This is a genomic window from Bradyrhizobium sp. GW821-FHT13H06 (assembly GCF_058803975.1).
The window spans coordinates 937,403-958,056 of the sequence record NZ_JBXAPN010000002.1 but is presented as its reverse complement, the minus strand read 5'-3'; the positions used below and the strand labels follow the sequence as shown (position 1 = coordinate 958,056).

The following is a 20,654-nucleotide window of genomic DNA, read 5'->3' as shown; positions in this document are numbered from 1 at the left end:
CGGATTTGGGCGGCTCTATACCGCACGAAACCTTGCAAAACAAGCCGTGTCGGGCCGTCGAACCGGGTTTGCCCCTAAGGGACTTCCCGGATTTGCCACTACCCCTACACCAGCCTATTGGGTGCAAACCAATGCAACAGGTCGGATATCATGAGCGCAGTGGAACGGCTTGATGACCACGATGTCAATCGGCCCGCAATGAACGCCGCGGACATCCCGTCGATCGAGGCCGAGCTGATCGAAGAGCCCGCCAAGGGGCGCGCCAAGCTGCGGCCGCTGCTTGCGCTCGCGCCCTATGTGAGCCGCTATCGCGGCCGGGCGGCGCTGGCCTTCGTCGCGCTCACGGTCGCCGCGCTGACGACGCTGCTGGTGCCGATCGCGGTGCGCAGGATGATCGATTTCGGCCTGACGCCTGAAGGCATCGAGCTGATCAACAGCTACTTCTCGGTGATGCTCGCGGTGGTGGGCGTGCTCGCGCTCGCGAGCGCGGCGCGCTACTACCTCGTGATGACGATCGGCGAACGCATCGTCGCCGACCTCAGGCGCGACGTCTTCGCCCACCTGCTCTCGCTCTCCCCCGCCTTCTTCGATTCCGCCCGCAGCGGCGAGCTGATCTCGCGGCTCACCGCCGACACCACCCAGCTCAAATCGGCCGTCGGCGCCTCGGTCTCGATCGCGCTGCGCAACCTGATGATGTTCCTGGGCGCCGCGGCGATGATGGTGATCACGAGCCCGAAGCTGTCCGGCTTCGTGCTGCTGGCCATTCCCTTGATCGTGCTGCCGCTGGTGGCCTTCGGGCGCTGGGTGCGGCGCCTGTCGCGCAATGCACAGGATACGCTCGCCGAAGCCTCGGCCTATGCCGGCGAGCTGGTCGGCGCGATCCGTACCGTGCAGGCCTATACCAGCGAGCAATTTGCCGAGAAGCGTTTCGGCGGCGAGGTCGAACAGGCCTATGAAGCCGCGCGAACCTCGACCCAGGCCCGCGCCGTGCTCACGGCCATCATCATCTTCATCGTGTTCGCAAGCGTCGTCGCCATCCTCTGGATCGGCTCGCACGACGTGCTGAGCGGCGCGATCACGCCGGGCCGGCTCGGCCAGTTCGTGCTTTATGCCGTGTTCGCCGCGGCGGGCCTCGGCCAGCTCAGCGAGGTCTGGGGCGAGGTCTCGGCCGCCTCCGGCGCGGCCGAGCGCCTGTTCGAGATCCTGCAGGTGAAGCCCGAGATCGCCGCGCCCGCGGCGCCGCAGGCGCTGCCGGTGCCGGCGCGCGGCGAGGTCGGCTTCGATCAGGTCAGCTTCGCCTATCCGGCGCGGTCCGACGTCAAGGTGCTCGATGGCGTGTCGTTCACCGTGCGCCCCGGCGAGAAGGTCGCGATCGTCGGTCCCTCCGGCGCCGGCAAGAGCACGATCTTTCATCTTCTGCTGCGCTTCTACGATCCGCGCAGCGGGACGATCTCGCTCGACGGCGTGCCGGTCAGATCCGCCGACCCGCGCGATTTCCGCGCCCGCATCGCGCTGGTGCCGCAGGACTCGGTGGTGTTCGCCGCGACCGCCCGCGAGAACATCCGCTTCGGCCGGCCCGATGCGACCGATGTCGAGGTCGAGCGCGCCGCCGAGCTCGCGCATGCCGCCGAGTTCATCCGCCGCCTGCCCGAAGGTTTCGAGACGGCGCTCGGCGAGCGCGGCGTGACGCTTTCCGGCGGCCAGCGCCAGCGCATCGCGATCGCGCGCGCCATCCTGCGCGATGCGCCGCTGCTGCTGCTGGACGAGGCCACCTCCGCGCTCGACGCCGAAAGCGAGACGCTGGTGCAGACCGCGCTGGAAGAGCTGATGCGCCACCGCACCACGCTGGTGATCGCGCATCGCCTCGCAACCGTGCTGTCCTGCGACCGCATTCTGGTGATGGACCAGGGCCGGATCGTCGAGCAGGGCACGCATGCCGAGCTCGTGGCGGCGAACGGACTCTATGCGAGGCTGGCGCGGTTGCAGTTCGAGGGGGCGTAGAGGGTCAACGCTGGAGAGAACGCCTACGGCTTCCATTCCATCTTCAGCACCGGCCGGCCCGAGGTCGGGTTCACGTCGTCGCCGGCATGGGCAAAGCCGTTGCGCTCGTAGAAGCGGATGGCGCGGGCATTGTCCTTGTTGACGAGCAGCGTGATTCCTCCCGGCGAGAGGCGCTTGGCCTCATCCACCAGCAGCCGCGCTGCATCCGAGCCCCAATGCTCCGGATCGACCACGAGCTGGTCGAGATAGCCTTCGCCATCGATCGTGACGAAACCGGTCAACGCACCGTCCTGCTCCGCCACCGCGATCGAGGCCTTCGGCACCAGGTCCTTGCGCCAGCGCTCGCGCCACCATTCCAACCGGGCCGCGAAGTCGATCTGCGGATAGGCCTGCTGCCAGGTGCGATGCCAGAGCTCGATCGCAGCGGCCTCGTCCTCGGGGCGGTAGGGGCGAAGGTGGATCATGAGGTCGTCATGCCCGGGCTTGTCCCGGGCATCCACGAGCGGCGGCGCACGCGGAAGCAAATACGTGGATGGCCGGGACAAGCCCGGCCATGACGGTGTGGTAAGTATCGCGCGGCCCTCACCACTACCGCTCCGTCAGCTTCAGCTCGATGCGGCGGTTGCGCTTGTAGGCCTCCTCGGTGTTGCCGGGATCGAGCGGCTGGAATTCGCCGAAGCCGGCCGCGACGAGACGCTGGGCGGGCACGCCGAGCGAGATCAGATACTGCACCACCGAGATCGAGCGGGCCGCGGACAGGTCCCAGTTCGACTTGAAGTTCGGGCCGTTGACCGGACGCACATCGGTATGGCCGTCGACGCGCAGCACCCAGGGGATCTCGCTCGGGATCTTCTTGTCGAGCTCGATCAGCGCAGTCGCCAGCGTGTCGAGCTCGGCGCGGCCCTCGGGCAGCAGCGTCGCCTGGCCGGTATCGAAGAACACTTCGGACTGGAACACGAAACGGTCGCCGACGATGCGGATGTCGGGGCGGTTGCCGAGGATGGCGCGCAGGCGGCCGAAGAATTCGGAGCGGTAGCGCGACAATTCCTGCACGCGCTGCGCCAGGGCAACGTTCAGGCGAGAGCCCAGATCGGCAATTCGATTTTGCGATTCCTTGTCGCGCTTCTCGCTGGCATCCAGCGCCTCTTCCAGGGCCGCCAATTGCCGGCGCAGCGCGCTGATCTGCTGGTTCAAGACCTCGATCTGCGCCAGGGCCCGCGCCGAGACAGCCTTCTCCGAGTCCAGCGCCTTGCCGAGTTCGGCGGACTTGCCTTGCGCGTCGTTGCCGGCGGCGGCAAGGCCGTCATAGAGACCCTTGATGCGGTCGCGCTCGGACTCGGCCGAGGCGAGGCCCGCCTTCAATTGCGAGACCTGGTCGTCGAGGCTGAGCTTGCCGAGCTTTTCCAGCGACAGGAGCTCGTTGAGCTGGGCGATCTTGGCGTTGAGCTGCTCCAGCGCCTTGTCCTTGCCGGTGACCTCCTGCGACAGGAAGAACTGTACGACCAGAAACACCGACAGCAGGAACACGATCGACAGCACCAGCGTCGACAGCGCATCGACGAAGCCGGGCCAGTAGTTGAAAGCGCCTTCGCTGCGGCGGCCGCGCGCTAGAGCCATGTCCGTTGATCTCCACTCTCGTGTCCCGGACGCGCTGCGTGCAACGCTGCTGCGCAGAGCCGGGACCCACTATCGTTCAGAGGATTCTGGGCCCGGGCTCAGCAGCGCATCACTGCGTGCTGCGCCGCGTCCGGGGCACGAGACCCTCCACTTTACTCTCAACTCTTCTCGGGCTGACGCGCGATGCGCTCCAGCAGGCGCCGGATCTCGCGGTTCTGCTCGCCCTGGCCGTCGGCCCATTCGCGGATCATCTGCTGCTCGGTGCGCATGTGCGAGACCAGCGCCTGGATCGCTTCGGCAAGGCTCGCCATCGCCGCCGTTGTGCCGCGGCTGGCGCTGCCTTCCTCGAACACGGAGCGCAGCCGTTCGACCGCGGCCTGGAGCTCGCCGCTGGCGACGCCGCCGCCGCCTGCCGCAACGGGCGCTTCGCCGCTGCCATATTCGCGCACGGTGGTGGCGAGCCAGTCTTCGAGGTCCGTGTAGAAGCGGTTCTGCGCCTGGCTCGATTGCAGGTCGAGGAAGCCGAGGATCAGGGAGCCGGCGAGGCCGAACAGCGAGCTGGAGAACGAGATCCCCATGCCGCTGAGCGGGGCGGCGAGGCCCTCCTTGAGCGTGTCGAACAGCGAGCCGGCATCGCCGCCGACCTTGAGCCCGTCGATCACCTTGCCGACCGAGCCGACCGTCTCGATCAGGCCCCAGAAGGTGCCGAGCAGGCCGAGGAAGACAAGGAGGCCGGTCATGTAGCGCGAGATGTCGCGGGCCTCGTCGAGGCGCGTCGCGATGGAATCGAGCAAATGCCGCATCGTGGTCTGGGTGATGGTCATCCGCCCGGAGCGCTCGCCGCCGAGGATCGCCGCCATCGGCGCCAGCAGCTTCGGGTGCCGGGCCGGCGCCAGGCCGGGGTCGGCGATGCGGAAATTGTTGACCCAGGAGACTTCGGGATAGAGCCGGATGACCTGGCGGAAGGCCAGCACGATGCCGATGAACAGCACCGCCCCGATCAGCGCATTGAGCCCGGGATTGGCGAAGAAAGCCTGGATGATCTGCTTGTAGAGCACCACGCCAACCAGCGTGCACAGCACCAGGAAGACCAGCATCCGCACCAGGAAGACGCTGGGCGAGGACAGTTTCGTGTACTCGATATCCAAGGTGGAGCGGGAAGTGCCAGACGGCATGGCCGGTATCATCCGTTACGTAAGCTTGCTTGCGGTGCGCACTATGGCACAGCGCCCGCCCAAAAAAAGCGCCGGATGCGCCAATTTCGGGGACAGCTCGGGGAACCCGGACCGTAAGCGGCGCTTTGATGAGCAGGTATCTGCAGAAGCTCGCCATTCGGGAGGTGCATGAGCGTCGTTTCCGCGATCATCGGGAGTGCCGAACACGTGCCGCTGCCGGACGTGGTCGTCCGTGCCGCGATCCAGCGCTTGTGCTCCCGCACGGCGAGCCGCCTGTCCGCGCTGGGCGCCGCCGATGACGCCGCCTTCGCCGGGCGGATGATGCTGCGGCCGATTGCCGAGGGCGCGGGGCCCCGGCATGACGAGGCGCCTGCTTGCTTCTTCGCCGAAGTGCTCGGCCCCAACCGCAAATTCTCCTCCTGCTTCTACAAGACCGACGCGAGCACCTTGCGGGAGGCGGAGGAGGAGGCGCTGCGCCAAACCGTCGAGCATGCCGGTCTTGCCGACGGCCAGACCATCCTCGAGCTCGGTTGCGGCTGGGGCTCGCTGTCGCTGTGGATGGCGCGGCAGTTTCCCCATGCAAAGGTGACGGTGGTGTCGGGCTCGCAGGCGCAGCGCGCTCATGTCGAGGAGGAGGCGCGGCGCCGCGGACTCCTGAACCTGCGCGCGGTCACCGCGGACATGAACGTGTTCGCGCCCGAAGGCCAGTTCGACCGCATCGTCTCAGTCGAGATGTTCGGGCAGATAACGAACTGGCGCAAGCTGATGACACGGGTGCGGTCATGGCTGGCGTCGGAGGGGCGGTTCTTCATGCAGGTCGCCACCCATCGCTCGGGCTCGCAGCTGTTCGACCGGCTCGATCGCAACGACTGGATCGCGCAGCACGTCTTCACGGGCGGGCTGATGCCGAGCCATCACCTCGTCAGGCAATTCGACGATATCCTTGCGATCGAGAAGGAATGGTGCTGGAGCGGTACGCATTACCAGCGCACCGCCAACGACTGGCTCGCCAATTTCGATGCGCATCGCGGCCCCATCGAGGCGTCCTCGCGCAGGGTCTACGGCGAGGAGACTGCTCCTTGCATGCGTCGCTGGCGCTGGTTCCTCCTCGCAACATCCGGCCTGTTCGGCTACGCCGGTGGAACCGAATGGGGAATCAGCCATTATCGGATGAAGGCCGCGGAGTGATTGCGGTGTTCGGTCGCAGCACGCGGCGGTGGAACTGGATTCACAATCAGGTGAGTCGCTAAAAGGCAGCTGAAGTCAACGGGTTACGTCGTGTGACAATGAGCCGCCTGCAACACGCGTTGCGTCGCAGCAAGTCCATTCTATTTTGAGGCCATCGGCGCGCGAAAGGAGTCCAGGACGGGCCCACGGAGCGTGATCAGTATCAACAACATCGGGGCACCACATTTCATGTCAGGACTTCGCGCGCGATCGGCATGCGTTGCATTGATGCTCGCGGCCCTTGCGCCGCTCCTTGGTGCTTGCGACGAATCCAGCTCCGCCGTATCCGCCGCCCAGCCGGCCGCCCCTGACGTGAGCGTCGTCGTCGTCAAGCCGCAGCCGCGCGCCGTGGTGCGCGAACTGCCGGGCCGCATCGCGCCGACGCGTGTCTCCGACGTGCGGCCGCGCGTGTCCGGCATCGTGGTCCAGCGTCTGTTCCGCCAGGGCAGCGAGGTGAAGGCAGGCGATCCGCTCTACCGCATCGATCCGCGTCCGTTCGAGGTCGAGGTGATGGCCAACGAGGCCGCGCTTGCCAAGGCCGACGCGGCATTGATGCAGGCCAAACAGCAGGCGCATCGCATCGCCACCCTCACCAAGGATCGCGCTGCCCCGGAAGCCGAGAACGAGAAGGCGATCGCGGCCGAACGCCAGGCCCATGCCGAGGTCGAGGGCCGCAAGGCCGAGCTCGCGCGGGCCAAGCTCAATCTCGACTATGCCACCGTGCGCGCGCCGATCGACGGCGTGGTCGGTGCGGCGCTGGTCAGCGAGGGCGCGCTCGCCGTGCAGAACGAGACCAATCTCGCCACCATCCAGCAGCTCGATCCGATCTATGCCGACTTCACCCAGTCGGTGAATGAACTCAACCAGCTCCGCCGTGCCTTCGAGACCGGCGACCTCGATCGCATCGCCGCCGATGCCGCCAAGGTGCGCCTGGTGCTCGACGACAACACCATCTATTCGCTCGACGGCAAGCTGCTGTTCTCCGACGCCAAGGTCGACGCCCACACCGGGCAGGTGACGTTGCGCGGCGAGTTCCCCAATCCCAGGCGCGAACTGCTGCCGGGCATGTATGTCCGGGTCCGCATCGACCAGGGTCTCGATTCCGACGCGATCGCGGTGCCGCAGCAGGCGGTCCAGCGCAATGGCGGCGGCGGCAGCGAGGTGTTCGTCGTCAAGGACGACAACCACATCGTGGTCCAGCCGGTGCGCACGGGATCGGTGCAGGACGGACTCTGGTTCGTCACCGAAGGCCTGAAGGCCGGTGACAAGGTCGTGGTCGAAGGCTTCCAGAAGTTCGCGGCCGGCGACAAGGTCAAGCCGCAACCCTGGTCGGAGGTGGAAGCGACCGCGGACAACCGGCACGCCCAGCAGCTCACGCGGTAACGCGCTATGCCGAGCTTTTTCATCGACAGGCCGATCTTCGCCTGGGTGGTCGCGCTGTTCATCTGCCTGATCGGCGCGATCGCGGTGCCGCTGCTGCCGATCGCGCAATATCCGATCATCGCGCCGCCCTCGATCTCGATCTCGACCAGTTATCCCGGTGCGTCGCCCGAAAACCTCTACAACAGCGTCACGCGGCTGATCGAGGAGGAGCTCAACGGCGCCTCCGGCATTCTCAATTTCGAATCGACCAGCGACTCGCTCGGCCAGGTCGAGATCATCGCCAATTTCCAGCCCGGCACCGATACCAACGACGCCTCGGTGGAAGTCCAGAACCGCATCAAGCGCGTCGAGGCGCGCCTGCCGCGCGCGGTGATGCAGCAGGGCATCCTGATCGAGGAAGCCTCCAGCGCGGTGCTTCAGATCATCACGCTGAGTTCGACCGACGGCAGCCTGGATGAGGTCGGCCTCGGCGACTTCATGATCCGCAACGTGCTGGGTGAGATCCGCCGCATTCCCGGCGTCGGTCGCGCCACGCTGTACTCGACCGAGCGCAGCTTGCGCGTCTGGGTCGATCCGGCCAGGCTCGTCGGCTACGGGCTGACCGCCGACGACGTCAACAAGGCGATCTCCGCGCAGAACGCGCAGGTCGCCTCGGGCAGCATCGGCGCCGAGCCGTCGACGTCCAGCCAGCGCACCTCGACGCTGGTGCTGGTCAAGGGGCAACTCTCCTCGCCTGACGAATTCGGCGCCATCATCCTGCGCGCCAATGCCGACGGCTCGACCGTGCGCCTGCGCGATGTCGCGCGCGTCGAGGTCGGCGGGCTCAGCTACCAGTTCAACACGCGCCTCAACGGCAAGCCGACTGCGGGTCTGTCGGTGCTGATGTCGCCGACCGGCAATGCGCTGGCGACCGCGAGCGCGGTCGAAGCGAAGATGAAGGAGCTGTCGCGCTTCTTCCCGGCCAACATCACCTACGAGATCCCCTACAACATCACGCCCGTGGTCGAGGCCTCGATCAAGAAGGTGCTGACGACGCTGGTGGAAGCCGTGGTGCTGGTGTTCGTGGTGATGTTCCTGTTTCTGCAGAACATCCGCTACACCATCATTCCGACCATCGTGGTGCCGGTGGCGCTCTTAGGCGCCTGTTCCACGCTGCTGCTCGCCGGCTACTCCATCAACATGCTGTCGATGTTCGGCATGGTACTTGCGGTCGGCATCCTCGTCGACGACGCCATCGTCGTGGTCGAGAACGTCGAACGCATCATGGCCGAGGAAGGCCTGCCGCCGAAGGAAGCCACGCGCAAGGCGATGTCGCAGATCACCGGCGCCATCATCGGCATCACCTTGGTGCTCATGGCGGTGTTCGTGCCGATGGCGTTCTTCCCGGGCTCGGTCGGCATCATCTACCGCCAGTTCTCCGTCACCATGGTCGCCGCGATCGGCTTCTCCGCCTTCCTCGCGCTGTCGCTGACGCCGGCGCTGTGTGCGACCCTGCTCAAGCCTGTCGCCAAGGGGCACGGTCATTCCAGCAATTTCGTGTTCGGCTGGTTCAATCACATGCTGGAGGCCGCGCGGTTCCGCTACGCGAATACGGTCGGCTTCTCGCTGAAGCGCACCGGACGCCTGATGCTGGTCTATGCCGCGCTGCTGGTCGGCCTGTCCTGGGCCTTCGTCAGCCTGCCCGGTGGCTTCCTGCCCGTCGACGACCAGGGCTTCGTCACCACCGACGTGCAGACGCCGTCGGATTCGTCCTACGCCCGCACCGAGGCCGTGATCGAGAAGGTCGAGAAATATCTTGCCGCGCGGCCGGGAGTCAAAGACGTCACCTTCCTCACGGGCTTCAGCTTCTCCGGCCAGGGCATGAACACCGCGCAGGCCTTCATCACGCTGAAGGACTGGTCGGAGCGCGGTCCCAAGGATTCCGCCGCGGCGATCGTCAACGACATCAACCGCGACCTCTCATCGATCCGCGACGCAAAGATCTCGGCGCTGCAGCCGCCGCCGATCGACAATCTCGGCAACTCCTCCGGCTTCTCGTTCCGCCTTCAGGACCGCGGCCAGAAGGGCTATTCGGCCTTGATGCGCGCTGCCGACCAGCTGATCGCGGCGGCCAATGCGAGCCCGGTGCTTCAGAAGGTCTACATCGAAGGCCTGCCCGAGGCAGGCGTGGTCAATCTCATGATCGACCGCGAGAAGGCCGGCGCCTTCGGCGTCACCTTCGAGGACATCAACAACACGATCTCGACCAATCTCGGCTCGAACTACATCAACGACTTCCCGAACCGCGGCCGCATGCAGCGCGTCGTCGTGCAGGCCGACGCGCGCGACCGCATGCGGACCGAGGACATCCTCAACTACAACGTCAAGAACAGCCGCGGCCAGCTGGTGCCGTTCTCGTCCTTTGCCACGGTGGAATGGGCACGCGGTCCGACGCAGATCGCCGGCTTCAACTATTATCCGGCGGTGCGCATCTCCGGCGAAGCGAAACCCGGCTTCACCTCGGGCGATGCGATCGCCGAGATGGAGCGGCTCGCCGACAGATTGCCGCGCGGCTTCGGCTATGAATGGACCGGACAATCGCTCCAGGAAAAGCTGTCGGGCTCGCAGGCGCCGTTCCTGCTGGCGCTCTCGGTGTTCGTGGTGTTCCTGTGTCTGGCTGCGCTGTACGAGAGCTGGACCATTCCGCTCGCGGTGCTGCTGACCGTGCCGCTCGGCATCGTCGGCGCCGTGGTCGCCGCCATGCTGCGCGGCCTGCCCAACGACGTCTACTTCACCGTCGGCCTCATCACCATCATCGGCCTCGCCGCGAAGGACGCGATCCTGATCATCGAGTTCGCGAAGGATCTGCGGAAGGAAGGCAAGCCGCTGGTGGAAGCCACCATCGAGGCCTGCCGCCTGCGCTTCCGCCCGATCCTGATGACCGGCCTCGCCTTCATCTGCGGCGTGCTGCCGATGGCGATCGCGCATGGCGCCGGCGGCGCCAGCCAGCAGGCGCTGGGCAGCATCGTGATGGGCGGCATGATCGCGGTGGTGATCCTGGCGCTCCTGATGGTGCCGGTGTTCTTCGTCTCGGTGCAGCGCGTGCTGGGCGGGGACCGGGAGCCGGCGGCGGCGAAGGAACATGAGGCCTACGGCCCGCCGGCGCGGGCGCATACCGGGCACTGACAGTTCTTTCCGTCATTCCGGGGCGCGCGTAGCGCGAACTATGATGCGCAATTGCGCATCTGAGAATCCATCGGGCCGCAATCACAGTCGATGAATGGATTCCGGGCTCGCCCCCAGTGGCGCGTCCCGGAATGACGGCGGAGTGTGGAGCGCGAGCTCCCGCCTTACGCCGCCTTCCTCAAGATCTTCACCAGCTCCCCGTGCACGAACTCATTGCCGCACACCACGTGCCCGGTCACCAGCGGATCGCCAGGGGTCTCGATGTCGCTCACCGTACCGCCCGCCTCGCGCACCATGATCTGGCCGGCGGCGATGTCCCAGGATTGCAGGTTGCGCTCCCAATAGCCGTCGAGGCGGCCGGCGGCGACGAAGGCGAGGTCGAGCGAAGCGGCGCCGAAGCGGCGCAGGCCCGCGACGCGATTCTGGATCGCGGTCATCTCGCGGCGGAATTCCTCATGGTCGCCGCGGCCGATATGGGGCAGGCCGCAGGCCACCACGCATTCGTTGAGCTGGCGGCGGCCGGCCACGCGCAGGCGCTGGTCGTTGAGGAAGGCGCCCTTGCCGCGCTCGGCGATGTAGAGCTCGTCATTGGCGGGGTTGTAGATCACGCCGGCGATGATCGTGCCCTCACGCGCGAGGCCGATCGAGATCGCGAATTGCGGGATGCCGTGCAGGAAGTTGGTGGTGCCGTCGAGCGGATCGACGATCCAGGTGTGGCTCTTGTCGGTGCCTTCGCGGGTGCCGCCCTCTTCGCCGATGAAGCCGTAGCCGGGCCTTGCCTTGGCGAGGTCCTGATAGAGGATCTCCTCGGCGCGCTTGTCGGCGAGCGAGACGAAATTCGCCGGCCCCTTCAGCGAGACCTGGAGATGCTCGATCTCGCCGAGATCGCGCTTGAGGCTGCGGCCGGCGCGGCGCGCGGCCTTGACCATGACGTTGATAGTGGCGGAATACAGCATGAGCTCTGGACTTGATCGGGGGCGGGGATCAGGGGCAGGGACGGAACGTCGCGCCTGTTTGAGGGATTGGGTGCCCTGCGAGGGCGCTTGCGTCAAGTCATTGCGTCAAGTCATTTGGTCCCGAGCCATTTCTTGGCGGCGGCCTCAGCCTTGGCCCGCTCCTCGGCCGGCAGATCGGATAGTTGCTTGTCGAGATCGGGGTCGCCCTTGCCGGCCGTTTTGGCCACCAGGTGCCATTTGAAGCCCTCGACCTTGTCCATGGGCGTACCCACGCCGTTGATCAGCACCCATGCCAGCCGGTTCTGCGCGATCGCGCTTCCCTGGCGGGACGCCTTGCGGAGCAACGCGACGGCCGCCGGCTGGTTCTTCGGCGTGCCGGTGCCGTTGAACATCGCGATCGCATATTCGACCTCGGCATCGACATTGTCGGCGAGCGAGGCGGCCTGGAGCAGCCGCACCGCGCGTTCCGGGTCCTTCGGCACACCGTTGCCTTCCTTGTAGAAGGTCGCGAGCGCGTATTGGGCCTCGGGCAGGCCTGCATCGGCGGCCTGGCGCAGCAGCTCCGCCGAGCGCTTGACGTCCTGCGGCAGTGTCTGGCCGTCCAGATAGAGCAAGGCGAGGTTATAGGCGGCCTTGGGCTCGCCGAGCTTGGCGGCGGAGGCCATCAGCTTGACCGCCTCGCCCTTGTCGACCGGGCCACCGCGGCCCGACATGCGCAGCATGGCGAGCGCGAACATCGCCTCGCGATCGCCGGAATCGGCGGCGCGCTTGTACCATTCGGCCGCCTTGGCGTAGTCGCGCCGGATGCCCATGGCGTTGGAATAGAGCTCGCCGAGCATGGTCATCGCCTTGGGATCGCCGGCTTGTGCACGGGTGGTGGCGAGCTCGAACGCGGTCTTGTACTGGCCGCGCTGGTAGGCGCCGTAGACCAGATCGACGTTGGGATCGTCGGTCGGCGGTGCGGGGATCACGGTCGCGGCCGGCTTGGGCGAGGGGGACGGCTTGGGGGAGGCCGAAGGTTTCGGCGCGGGAGCGGCCTCCTTCTTCTTGGTGATCGTGTGCGGCTTGGGCTTCTGCTTTTCGGCGGGAGCGCTCGGCGTTGCGGCCGGCGGCGTGATCTGGAGCTGCGCGGCCGCGGGCGCCGTGAGCAGCAGCGCGGCCAGCATGGTGATGTGCGGAAGCTTCATGTCGGGCGCTGGCCGTGCTCCTGACCCGCAGGATCCTGGCCCGCCGGCGCCGTCGCATGGGCCTTCTTGATCGCAGCGTCGGCCTCGACCAGCGCGGCCTTGGGCCCGCGCGGATCGTCCCAGATGAAGTCGCCGACCAGCACGAAATCGGCGCCGCTGGCGGCGAAATCGCGGGCCTCTTCCAGCGAATTGGCAAAGCCGACGCAGGGCGGCTCGAACAGCTCGGCCCACCAGTCCAGCCGTTCGGCGATGGCCTGGGATGACGGGCGCTGGCCTTTCTCGTCGGGCTCGCCGAACAGCACATAGTCGGCGCCCATCTCGCCCGCGCTCATGGAATCGTGCCGCGTGGCGAGCCCGCCGACGCCGGCGATGCGATCGGGCTTGAGCGAGGGCGCCGCCTCTTCCAGCGCGGCAAGACCGGTGAGGTGCGCGCCGTCGGCGCCGCCGCGCGCGACGATGTCAGGATGACCGTCGACGAGGAGGGCTGCGCCTGCCTTCTGCACCGGCGGTGCCAACGCCTTGATGCGCGAGATCATGGTGCGCTGGTCGGTCTCCTTCAGCCGCAGCAGCACGGCCGCGACATCGGCCGAAGCGAGCAGGCCCGGCAAATCGGCGACGAGCCTCGCAGGGTCCTCGACAATAGGCGTCGCGAGGTAGAGACGCGGCGCCGGGCGCGGCGGAGGCGGTTTGTTCGACAAGATCTACGCTGCCTTCTGTTCCAGGCTGCTTTGCCATTCGCCCTTGGAAGCAAGGCCGTTCATCCGCGCGCGATGGCTGAAGGCGCGCTGTCCGGCCGCGACGTTCCCGGCCTTGCCGGACCAGGCCTTCTGCGGCGCGGCCTGGAGCGCGCGGCCATAGGAGAAGGTCAGGCCCCAGGGCAGCGGGCCGAGCTTGTGCATGGCATTGAGATGCGCGGTCGCCTCTTCATCCGACTGGCCGCCGGAGAGGAAAGCGATGCCGGGCACGGCTGCGGGCACGCAGGCCTTGAGCAGCCGGATCGTCTTCTCCGCGACCTCCTCGACGGAGGCCTGATTCGGACACTTCTTGCCCGAGATTGCCATGTTCGGCTTCAGCACCATGCCTTCGAGCGCGACGCGCTGCACGCGCAACTCCTGGAACGTCTTGTTGAGGACGCGTTGCGTCACCTCATAGCAGCGGTCGATGTCGTGATCGCCGTCCATCAGCACTTCCGGCTCGACGATCGGCACGATCTGCGCGGCCTGGCACAGCGCGGCATAGCGCGCCAGCGCATGGGCGTTGACGCTGATCGCGGTCATCGAGGGGATGCCGCTGCCGATGTCGATCACTGCGCGCCATTTGGCAAAGCGCGCGCCGCGCGCGTAATATTTCTTCAGCCGCTCGGCGAGCTTGTCGAGCCCGACCGTGACGAGCTCGCCGGGGCACATCGGCAGGGCTTGCGTGCCCTCGTCGACCTTGATCCCCGGGATGGCGCCGCTCTGCTCGATCAGCCTGACCAGCGGCGTGCCGTCCTTGGCATCCTGCCAGATCGTCTCGTCATAGAGGATCACCCCGGAGATGTACTGGCTCATGGCGTCCTTGGCGCGAAACAGCATCTCGCGATAGTCGCGGCGGTTCTCTTCCGTCGATTCCACGCCGATGGCGTCGAAGCGCTTCTTGATGGTGCCGGAGGATTCGTCCGCGGCAAGGATGCCCTTGCCTGATACGACCATGGCGGTGGCGATCCTGTTGAGCTCAGTCAGATTCATCGAGAGGTCCTCCCAAATCGATTCTGCCCTTGCCCGCAAAAATAGACCGTTCTCGGGCAATTGCCGAGTTAACGTTCGTCGCAGGGCAAAAGCGGGGAGGCTGGGTCTTCGCCTCGCCCCGCTTGCGGGGAGAGGCCGGATCTTGCGCGTAGCGTGAAATCCGGGTGAGGGGGCTCTCCGCGAGTTCGACTGCTACCGTTCCCGGGGAGACGCCCCCTCACCCCGACCCTCTCCCCGCAAGCGGGGCGAGGGGGAAGATGGGGCGGCGTCTGCCTTACGCCACCTTCGCGATCGCTTACGCCACCTTGGGGTCGAGCTCGCCCTTGGCGTAGCGCTTGGCCATCTCGGCGGTGGTCAGCACCTTCTTGACCTTGGAGGCCTGGCCGGCGGTATTGAACTCCTGAAGGCGCTGCTTGCACAGCTTGGTCATCGCTTCCATCGCCGGCTTCAAATATTTGCGCGGATCGAACTCTTCCGGATTGTCCTTGAGCACCTTGCGGATCTGGCCGGTCATCGCCATGCGGTTGTCGGTGTCGATGTTGATCTTGCGTACGCCGTTCTTGATGCCGCGCTGGATCTCGGCAACAGGCACGCCCCAGGTCGGCTTCATCTTGCCGCCATAGGCGTTGATGATGTCCTGGAGATCCTGAGGCACCGACGAGGAGCCGTGCATGACGAGATGGGTGTTCGGCAGCTTGCGGTGGATCTCCTCGATCACGTTCATGGCGAGGATGTCGCCATCGGGCTTGCGGGTAAATTTGTAGGCACCGTGAGAAGTCCCCATCGCGATCGCGAGCGCGTCGACCTTGGTCTCCTGGACGAACTTCACGGCCTCGTCCGGATTGGTCAGGAGCTGGTCGTGGCTGAGCTTGCCTTCGGCGCCGTGGCCGTCTTCCTTGTCGCCCATGCCGGTTTCGAGCGAGCCGAGCACGCCTAGCTCGCCTTCGACCGAGATGCCGCCGAGATGGGCCATGTCGGTCACGGTCTTGGTGACGCCGACATTGTAGCCCCAGTCGCCGGGGGTCTTGCCGTCGGCCTTGAGCGAGCCGTCCATCATGACCGAGGTGAAGCCCGCCTGGATCGCGGTCATGCAGGTCGCGGGCTCGTTGCCGTGGTCGAGATGCACGCAGACCGGAATGTGCGGATAGATCTCGGTCACCGCGTCCATCATGTGCTTGAGCATGACGTCGTTGGCGTAGGAGCGGGCGCCGCGCGAGGCCTGGATGATGACGGGCGCGTCGACCTGGTTGGCCGCGTCCATGATCGCCAGCGCCTGCTCCATGTTGTTGATGTTGAAGGCCGGTACGCCGTAATCGTTCTCCGCCGCGTGGTCGAGCAGTTGACGTAACGTGATCCGAGCCATCTGTGTCTTTCTCCCGTTGGGGCCTGCAAGGCCGCTTGATTACTTGATACGCAGAACTTCGACGCCGGGCAGCGGCTTGCCTTCCATCCATTCGAGGAACGCGCCACCGGCGGTCGACACATAGGTGAAGTCACCGGCCACATGGGCCTGGTTGAGCGCAGCGACAGTGTCGCCGCCGCCCGCGATCGAGACCAGCTTCCTGGCCTTGGTGCGCTCGGCGGCATGCTTGGCGGCCGCGACGGTGCCGCGGTCGAACGGCTGCATCTCGAAGGCGCCCAGCGGTCCGTTCCAGACCAGGGTTGCCGCATCGTCGATCGCCGCGTGGACCCGCGCGACCGATTGCGGGCCGACATCGAGGATCATGCCGTCGGCCGGGATCGCATCGAGCCCATAGGCATGCGACGGCGCGTTGGCCGCGAAATGATAGGCGACGGTCGCATCCACGGGGAGGATGATCGCGCAGTTGGCGGCGTCCGCCTTCTCCATGATGCGCAGCGCGGTCGGCGCGAGGTCCTTCTCGGCCAGCGACTTGCCGATCGCGACGCCCTGGGCGTGCAGGAAGGTGTTGGCCATGCCGCCGCCGATCACGAGCGCGTCGACCTTGGTCACGAGATTTTCGAGCAGGTCGATCTTGGTCGAGACCTTGGCGCCGCCGATGATCGCGATCACCGGCTTGGTCGGGGATCCCAGCGCCTTCTCCAGCGCATTGAGCTCGGCCTGCATGGTGCGGCCGGCATAGGCCGGCAGCTTGTGGCCGAGGCCTTCGGTCGAGGCATGGGCGCGGTGCGCCGCCGAGAAGGCGTCATTGACCCAGATGTCGCCGAGCTTGGCGAGCTCCGCGACGAAGGCGGGATCGTTCTTTTCCTCTTCCTTGTGGAAGCGGGTGTTTTCGAGACAGAGGATGTCGCCGTCCTCTAGGCCGGCCACGGCCTTGGCCGCGGGCTCGCCGATGCAGTCATCGGCAAAGCCGACCGGCTTCTTCACCACCTTCGACAGCGCCTCGGCGACCGGCTTGAGCGAGTCCTTGGCATCGCGCCCCTTCGGCCGGCCGAAATGCGCGAGCAGGATGACCTTGCCGCCCTTGTCGGCGAGCTCGGTGATGGTCGGCGCCACGCGCTCGAGCCGGGTCGCGTCGGTGACGCGCCCGTTCTCCATGGGCACGTTGAGGTCGACGCGCAGCAGCACGCGCTTGCCCTTCACGTCGACGTCGTCGAGGGTGCGGAATTTGTTGGTCATCGGACGCTTCCTTGTCCCGGGCGCATTGCGGCGCAAGGCGCCGCTGTGCAGAACCGGGACCCACGTTGCGGCGAGTCCCGCGGTTAAGATGGGTCCCGGATCTGCGACGCAGCGCTTCACGCTGCATCGCGTCCGGGACGCGAGAGCGGAGTCAGATCACCTTCGCCAACGCGACGGCGGTGTCCGCCATTCGGTTCGAGAAGCCCCACTCGTTGTCGTACCAGGACATCACGCGCACCAGCGTGCCGTTCTGCACCTTGGTCTGGTCCTCGTGGAAGGTCGAGGAGTGCGGATCGTGGTTGAAGTCGATCGAGACGTTCGGCGCACTGGTGTAGCCGAGGATGCCCTTGAGTTGCTGCTCGCTCGCGCGCTTCATCGCCGCGTTGATCTCCTTGGCGTCGGTGGCACGCTTGGCGACGATCTTGAGGTCGACCACCGAGACGTTCGGGGTCGGCACGCGGATCGCGACGCCGTCGAGCTTGCCCTTCAGCTCGGGCAGCACGAGACCGATCGCTTTCGCGGCACCGGTCGAGGTCGGGATCATCGACATCGCAGCGGCGCGGCCGCGGTAGAGATCCTTGTGCAGCGTGTCCAGCGTCGGCTGGTCGCCGGTATAGGCGTGGATCGTGGTCATGAAGCCGGTCTCGATGCCGACGAGATCGTTCAGCACCTTGGCGACCGGCGCGAGGCAATTGGTGGTGCAGGAGCCGTTGGAGACGACCAGATGATCCTTGGTCAGGGTGTCGTGGTTGACGCCGTAGACGATGGTGGCATCGGCGCCGTCGGCGGGCGCGGAGACCAGCACGCGCTTGGCGCCGGCGGTCAGATGCGCGGAGGCCTTGTCCTTCGAGGTGAAGATGCCGGTGCATTCCAGCGCGATGTCGACGCCGAGATCCTTCCAGGGCAGCTTCGAGGGATCGCGCTCGGCGGTCACCTTGATCTTGCCGTTGCCGAAGCTGATGGAGTCGCCATCGACGGTGACGGTGCCGGGGAAGCGGCCATGGACGCTGTCGAAACGGAGCAGATGGGCGTTGGTCTCGACCGGGCCGAGATCGTTGATGCCCACGACCTCGATGTCCTTGCGGCCTGACTCGGCGATAGCCCGCAGGACGTTGCGGCCGATGCGGCCAAAACCGTTGATTCCGACGCGGACTGCCATGTTTCGTCTCCTTCAATGACCGTTGTCATCCCGCACAACGCGCTTTCGTGCGCCTGCGAGGGTTTTTTTAGGGGCGGGCGCCCGGTTCGGCCGGGCGGTGCTTGATCATATGGAAGACTACGTAGTCCTTTTTTGGGGCAAGCTCAACTCTCAGGAAATGCGCTTCAGCACAGCGTTAACCGCGGCCTCGGCGGTAATGCCGAAATGCTTGTAAAGCTCCTTGGCGGGACCGCTTTCGCCGAAGGAATGCATGCCGATGAATTCGCCGTCCTGGCCGATCACGGCATCCCAGCCCCAGCGCACGGCGGCCTCGATAGCGATCTTGACCGGCGCGTTGCCGATGATTGCGGCACGCTTGGCCTCTGGTTGCGCTAACAACAGCTCGAGCGAGGGAACAGAGACAACGCGTGACGCGATGCCGCGTTCCGCGAGCTGCTTCTGGGCCGCGACCGCGATCTCGACTTCGGAGCCGGAGGCAAACAGCGTCGCCTTGGCTTCGCCCTGGGCCGCGACCAGCTCATAGGCGCCGGCTGCGCAGGGATTGTCGTTCGGTGCGGTGGTCCGCAGCTGCGGCAGGTTCTGCCGCGTCAGCGCCAGCACGGTCGGACCGTCGATGCGGTTGAGCGCGAGCTCCCAGCACTCGGCGACCTCGATGGAATCGCATGGGCGGAACACGCGCATGTTCGGAATGGCGCGAAGCGCGGCGAGATGCTCGACCGGCTGATGCGTCGGGCCGTCCTCGCCGAGGCCGATGGAGTCGTGCGTCATCACATAGACGACGCCGGTGCCCATCAGTGCGGCGAGGCGCATCGCGGGACGTGCGTAATCGGTGAACACCAGGAAGGTCGCGCCGTTCGGCGCGAAGCCGCCATGCAGGAAGATGCCGTTCATCGCGGCGCACATGCCGTGCTCGCGGATGCCGTAATGGATGAAGCGGCCCTTCGGCGTCTTGGCCGAGAACGCGGTCGCCGACTTCGCCTTGTTGTTGTTGGAGCCGGTGAGATCGGCCGAGCCGGCCAGAAATTCCATCGGCATGGCCGCGGCGATCACCTCGATCGCAGCCTCCGACGATTTGCGCGTCGCCGCCGTCAGCGGCTTCTCCAGCAGCTCCTTCTTGTGTGCCTTCAGCGCCTTGGCCAGCGAGGCCGGACGCTCATGGCGCAGGCGGCGCTCGAACTCGGCGCGCTTGCGGCTGCCGAGCTCGCTGATCCGTGCTTCCCATTCCTGGCGTGCCGCGGCGCCGCGGCTGCCGGCCGCGCGCCATGCCTTCAGCACGTCGTCGGGCACCGAGAACGGCTCGAGCGAGATGCCGAGATTTTCCTTGGCGGCCTTGAGCTCGTCGGCGCCGAGCGCCTCGCCATGCACCTTCGAGGTGCCGGCCTTGTGCGGCGCGCCGAAGCCGATGGTGGTGCGGCAGGCGATCAGCGTCGGCTTGTTGGATTTTTGCGCGCGGGTGATGGCGGCGGCAATGGCGGCCTGATCCTGGCCGTCGATCTTCTCGGCGGCCCAGCCCGCCGACTTGAAGCGCTTCACCTGGTCGACGGAATCGGAGATCGAGGTCGGGCCGTCGATCGAGATGCCGTTGTCGTCGTAGAGCACGATCAGCTTGTTGAGCTTCCAGTGCCCGGCCATCGCGATCGCTTCCTGCGACACGCCTTCCATTAGATCGCCGTCGGAGACGAGCACATAGGTGTGGTGGTCGACAATCTTCTTGCCGAACTCGGCGGCCAGCATCTTCTCCGCGAGCGCCATTCCGACTGCGGTCGAGATGCCCTGGCCAAGCGGGCCGGTGGTGGTCTCGATGCCCTTGGTGCGGAAATTCTCGGGGTGCCCTGGGGTGAGCGAATCGACCTGGCGGAACTGCTTGATCTGGTCCAGCGTCATCTCGGCATTGCCGGTGAGGTACAGCAGCGAGTAGAGCAGCATCGAGCCGTGGCCGGCCGAGAGCACGAAGCGGTCGCGGTCCGGCCAGGCGGGCGCTGCGGCGTCGAATTTCAGGAACTGCGTGAACAGCACCGTGGCGATGTCGGCGGCACCCATCGGCAGGCCGGGATGGCCCGATTTCGCCTTCTCGACAGCGTCCATCGAAAGGCCGCGGATCGCGTTGGCCATACGGGTGTGATCGACCTGCGTCATGTCTGAAATCCGTCTGAAATGAGGCGCTTGGCGATGTACGCCCGCGCGGGAGGAGCCTGGCGGCCACTGAAGGTCGGGGCTGGGATAGCACCTCGGTTCCGGGAGTCCAAGGCGGTCAAACGCCGGTTTGGCCGTAAAAGTTGCCGGTCGAGATCAGTTTTCCGCCGGGATCGTGCCGGAAGGAATCGATCGATCGCAACCGCGTCCCGATTGATCGGTGCATAGTTTTGCGGCGGCGTTGCGCTGGGCTAGCTTGCCACGTAAATTTCTGCTTCTAACCGCTTGCCGAACCGAGTCTTTTGCCGGACGGCAAGCTCCAGGG

The 20,654-nt window shown here is 66.2% G+C and carries 15 protein-coding genes; 4 read left to right on the top strand and 11 right to left on the bottom strand.

Annotation, left to right across the window (positions count from 1 at the left end; all coding sequences use genetic code 11):
* The first annotated feature begins 150 nt into the window (after window positions 1-150).
* Window positions 151-2,001: an ABC transporter ATP-binding protein/permease gene (locus AC1RQP_RS11430; RefSeq protein WP_492936995.1), complete on the top strand. Its 1,851-nt coding sequence runs from the start codon at window positions 151-153 to the stop codon at window positions 1,999-2,001.
* A 23-nt stretch (window positions 2,002-2,024) separates the two neighbouring features.
* On the opposite strand, the gene AC1RQP_RS11425 is transcribed toward AC1RQP_RS11430, so the two are convergent.
* From AC1RQP_RS11425 to AC1RQP_RS11415, 3 genes are all read right to left on the bottom strand, one after another.
* Window positions 2,025-2,465 (bottom strand): GNAT family N-acetyltransferase, encoded by a 441-nt coding sequence (locus AC1RQP_RS11425; protein WP_492936994.1) that lies wholly within the window; start codon window positions 2,463-2,465, stop codon window positions 2,025-2,027.
* A gap of 124 nt (window positions 2,466-2,589) precedes the next feature.
* Entirely contained in the window at window positions 2,590-3,618 is a 1,029-nt protein-coding gene (locus AC1RQP_RS11420) for a peptidoglycan -binding protein (protein WP_239627242.1), read from the bottom strand.
* Window positions 3,619-3,776: 158 nt separating this feature from the next.
* The gene (locus AC1RQP_RS11415) at window positions 3,777-4,793 is read right to left on the bottom strand and encodes a flagellar motor protein MotA (RefSeq protein WP_492936993.1); all 1,017 of its coding nucleotides are present in this window, start codon (window positions 4,791-4,793) and stop codon (window positions 3,777-3,779) included.
* Between the two features lie 168 nt (window positions 4,794-4,961).
* Between AC1RQP_RS11415 and AC1RQP_RS11410 the strand changes: the two genes are divergently transcribed.
* From AC1RQP_RS11410 to AC1RQP_RS11400, 3 genes are all read left to right on the top strand, one after another.
* A complete protein-coding gene (locus AC1RQP_RS11410) occupies window positions 4,962-5,981 on the top strand; it encodes an SAM-dependent methyltransferase (protein ID WP_492936992.1) in 1,020 nt (339 codons plus the stop codon).
* Between the two features lie 228 nt (window positions 5,982-6,209).
* Complete coding sequence (locus AC1RQP_RS11405) at window positions 6,210-7,403, top strand: efflux RND transporter periplasmic adaptor subunit (RefSeq protein ID WP_239627238.1); 1,194 nt, start codon at window positions 6,210-6,212, stop codon at window positions 7,401-7,403.
* Between the two features lie 6 nt (window positions 7,404-7,409).
* Window positions 7,410-10,568: a multidrug efflux RND transporter permease subunit gene (locus tag AC1RQP_RS11400; protein ID WP_492936991.1), complete on the top strand. Its 3,159-nt coding sequence runs from the start codon at window positions 7,410-7,412 to the stop codon at window positions 10,566-10,568.
* Between the two features lie 164 nt (window positions 10,569-10,732).
* Here the strand turns inward: AC1RQP_RS11400 and AC1RQP_RS11395 are convergent, their stop codons facing one another.
* The 8 genes from AC1RQP_RS11395 to tkt all read right to left on the bottom strand — a co-directional run bounded on the left by AC1RQP_RS11395 (window position 10,733) and on the right by tkt (window position 20,332).
* On the bottom strand, window positions 10,733-11,524 hold the full coding sequence (locus AC1RQP_RS11395) for an inositol monophosphatase family protein (RefSeq protein WP_239627234.1): 792 nt from the start codon (window positions 11,522-11,524) through the stop codon (window positions 10,733-10,735).
* 110 nt (window positions 11,525-11,634) lie between these two features.
* Window positions 11,635-12,711, bottom strand: a complete 1,077-nt coding sequence (locus tag AC1RQP_RS11390; RefSeq protein ID WP_492936990.1) for a tetratricopeptide repeat protein — start codon at window positions 12,709-12,711, stop codon at window positions 11,635-11,637.
* The gene (locus AC1RQP_RS11385) at window positions 12,708-13,409 is read right to left on the bottom strand and encodes a thiamine phosphate synthase (protein WP_492936989.1); all 702 of its coding nucleotides are present in this window, start codon (window positions 13,407-13,409) and stop codon (window positions 12,708-12,710) included. The genes AC1RQP_RS11390 and AC1RQP_RS11385 overlap by 4 nt, the downstream gene beginning before the upstream one ends.
* Window positions 13,410-13,412: 3 nt before the next feature.
* The gene (locus tag AC1RQP_RS11380) at window positions 13,413-14,438 is read right to left on the bottom strand and encodes a class I fructose-bisphosphate aldolase (protein WP_492936988.1); all 1,026 of its coding nucleotides are present in this window, start codon (window positions 14,436-14,438) and stop codon (window positions 13,413-13,415) included.
* Between the two features lie 295 nt (window positions 14,439-14,733).
* Window positions 14,734-15,801, bottom strand: a complete 1,068-nt coding sequence (gene fba, locus AC1RQP_RS11375) for a class II fructose-bisphosphate aldolase (protein ID WP_492936987.1) — start codon at window positions 15,799-15,801, stop codon at window positions 14,734-14,736.
* A 39-nt stretch (window positions 15,802-15,840) separates the two neighbouring features.
* Window positions 15,841-17,037 carry a phosphoglycerate kinase gene (locus AC1RQP_RS11370; RefSeq protein ID WP_492936986.1) on the bottom strand — a complete coding sequence of 399 codons (1,197 nt, stop codon included), beginning with the start codon at window positions 17,035-17,037 and terminating at the stop codon, window positions 15,841-15,843.
* A 151-nt stretch (window positions 17,038-17,188) separates the two neighbouring features.
* Window positions 17,189-18,196 (bottom strand): type I glyceraldehyde-3-phosphate dehydrogenase, encoded by a 1,008-nt coding sequence (gap, locus tag AC1RQP_RS11365; RefSeq protein WP_448034591.1) that lies wholly within the window; start codon window positions 18,194-18,196, stop codon window positions 17,189-17,191.
* A gap of 150 nt (window positions 18,197-18,346) precedes the next feature.
* A complete protein-coding gene (gene tkt / locus AC1RQP_RS11360) occupies window positions 18,347-20,332 on the bottom strand; it encodes a transketolase (protein WP_492936985.1) in 1,986 nt (661 codons plus the stop codon).
* Window positions 20,333-20,654: the final 322 nt, after the last annotated feature.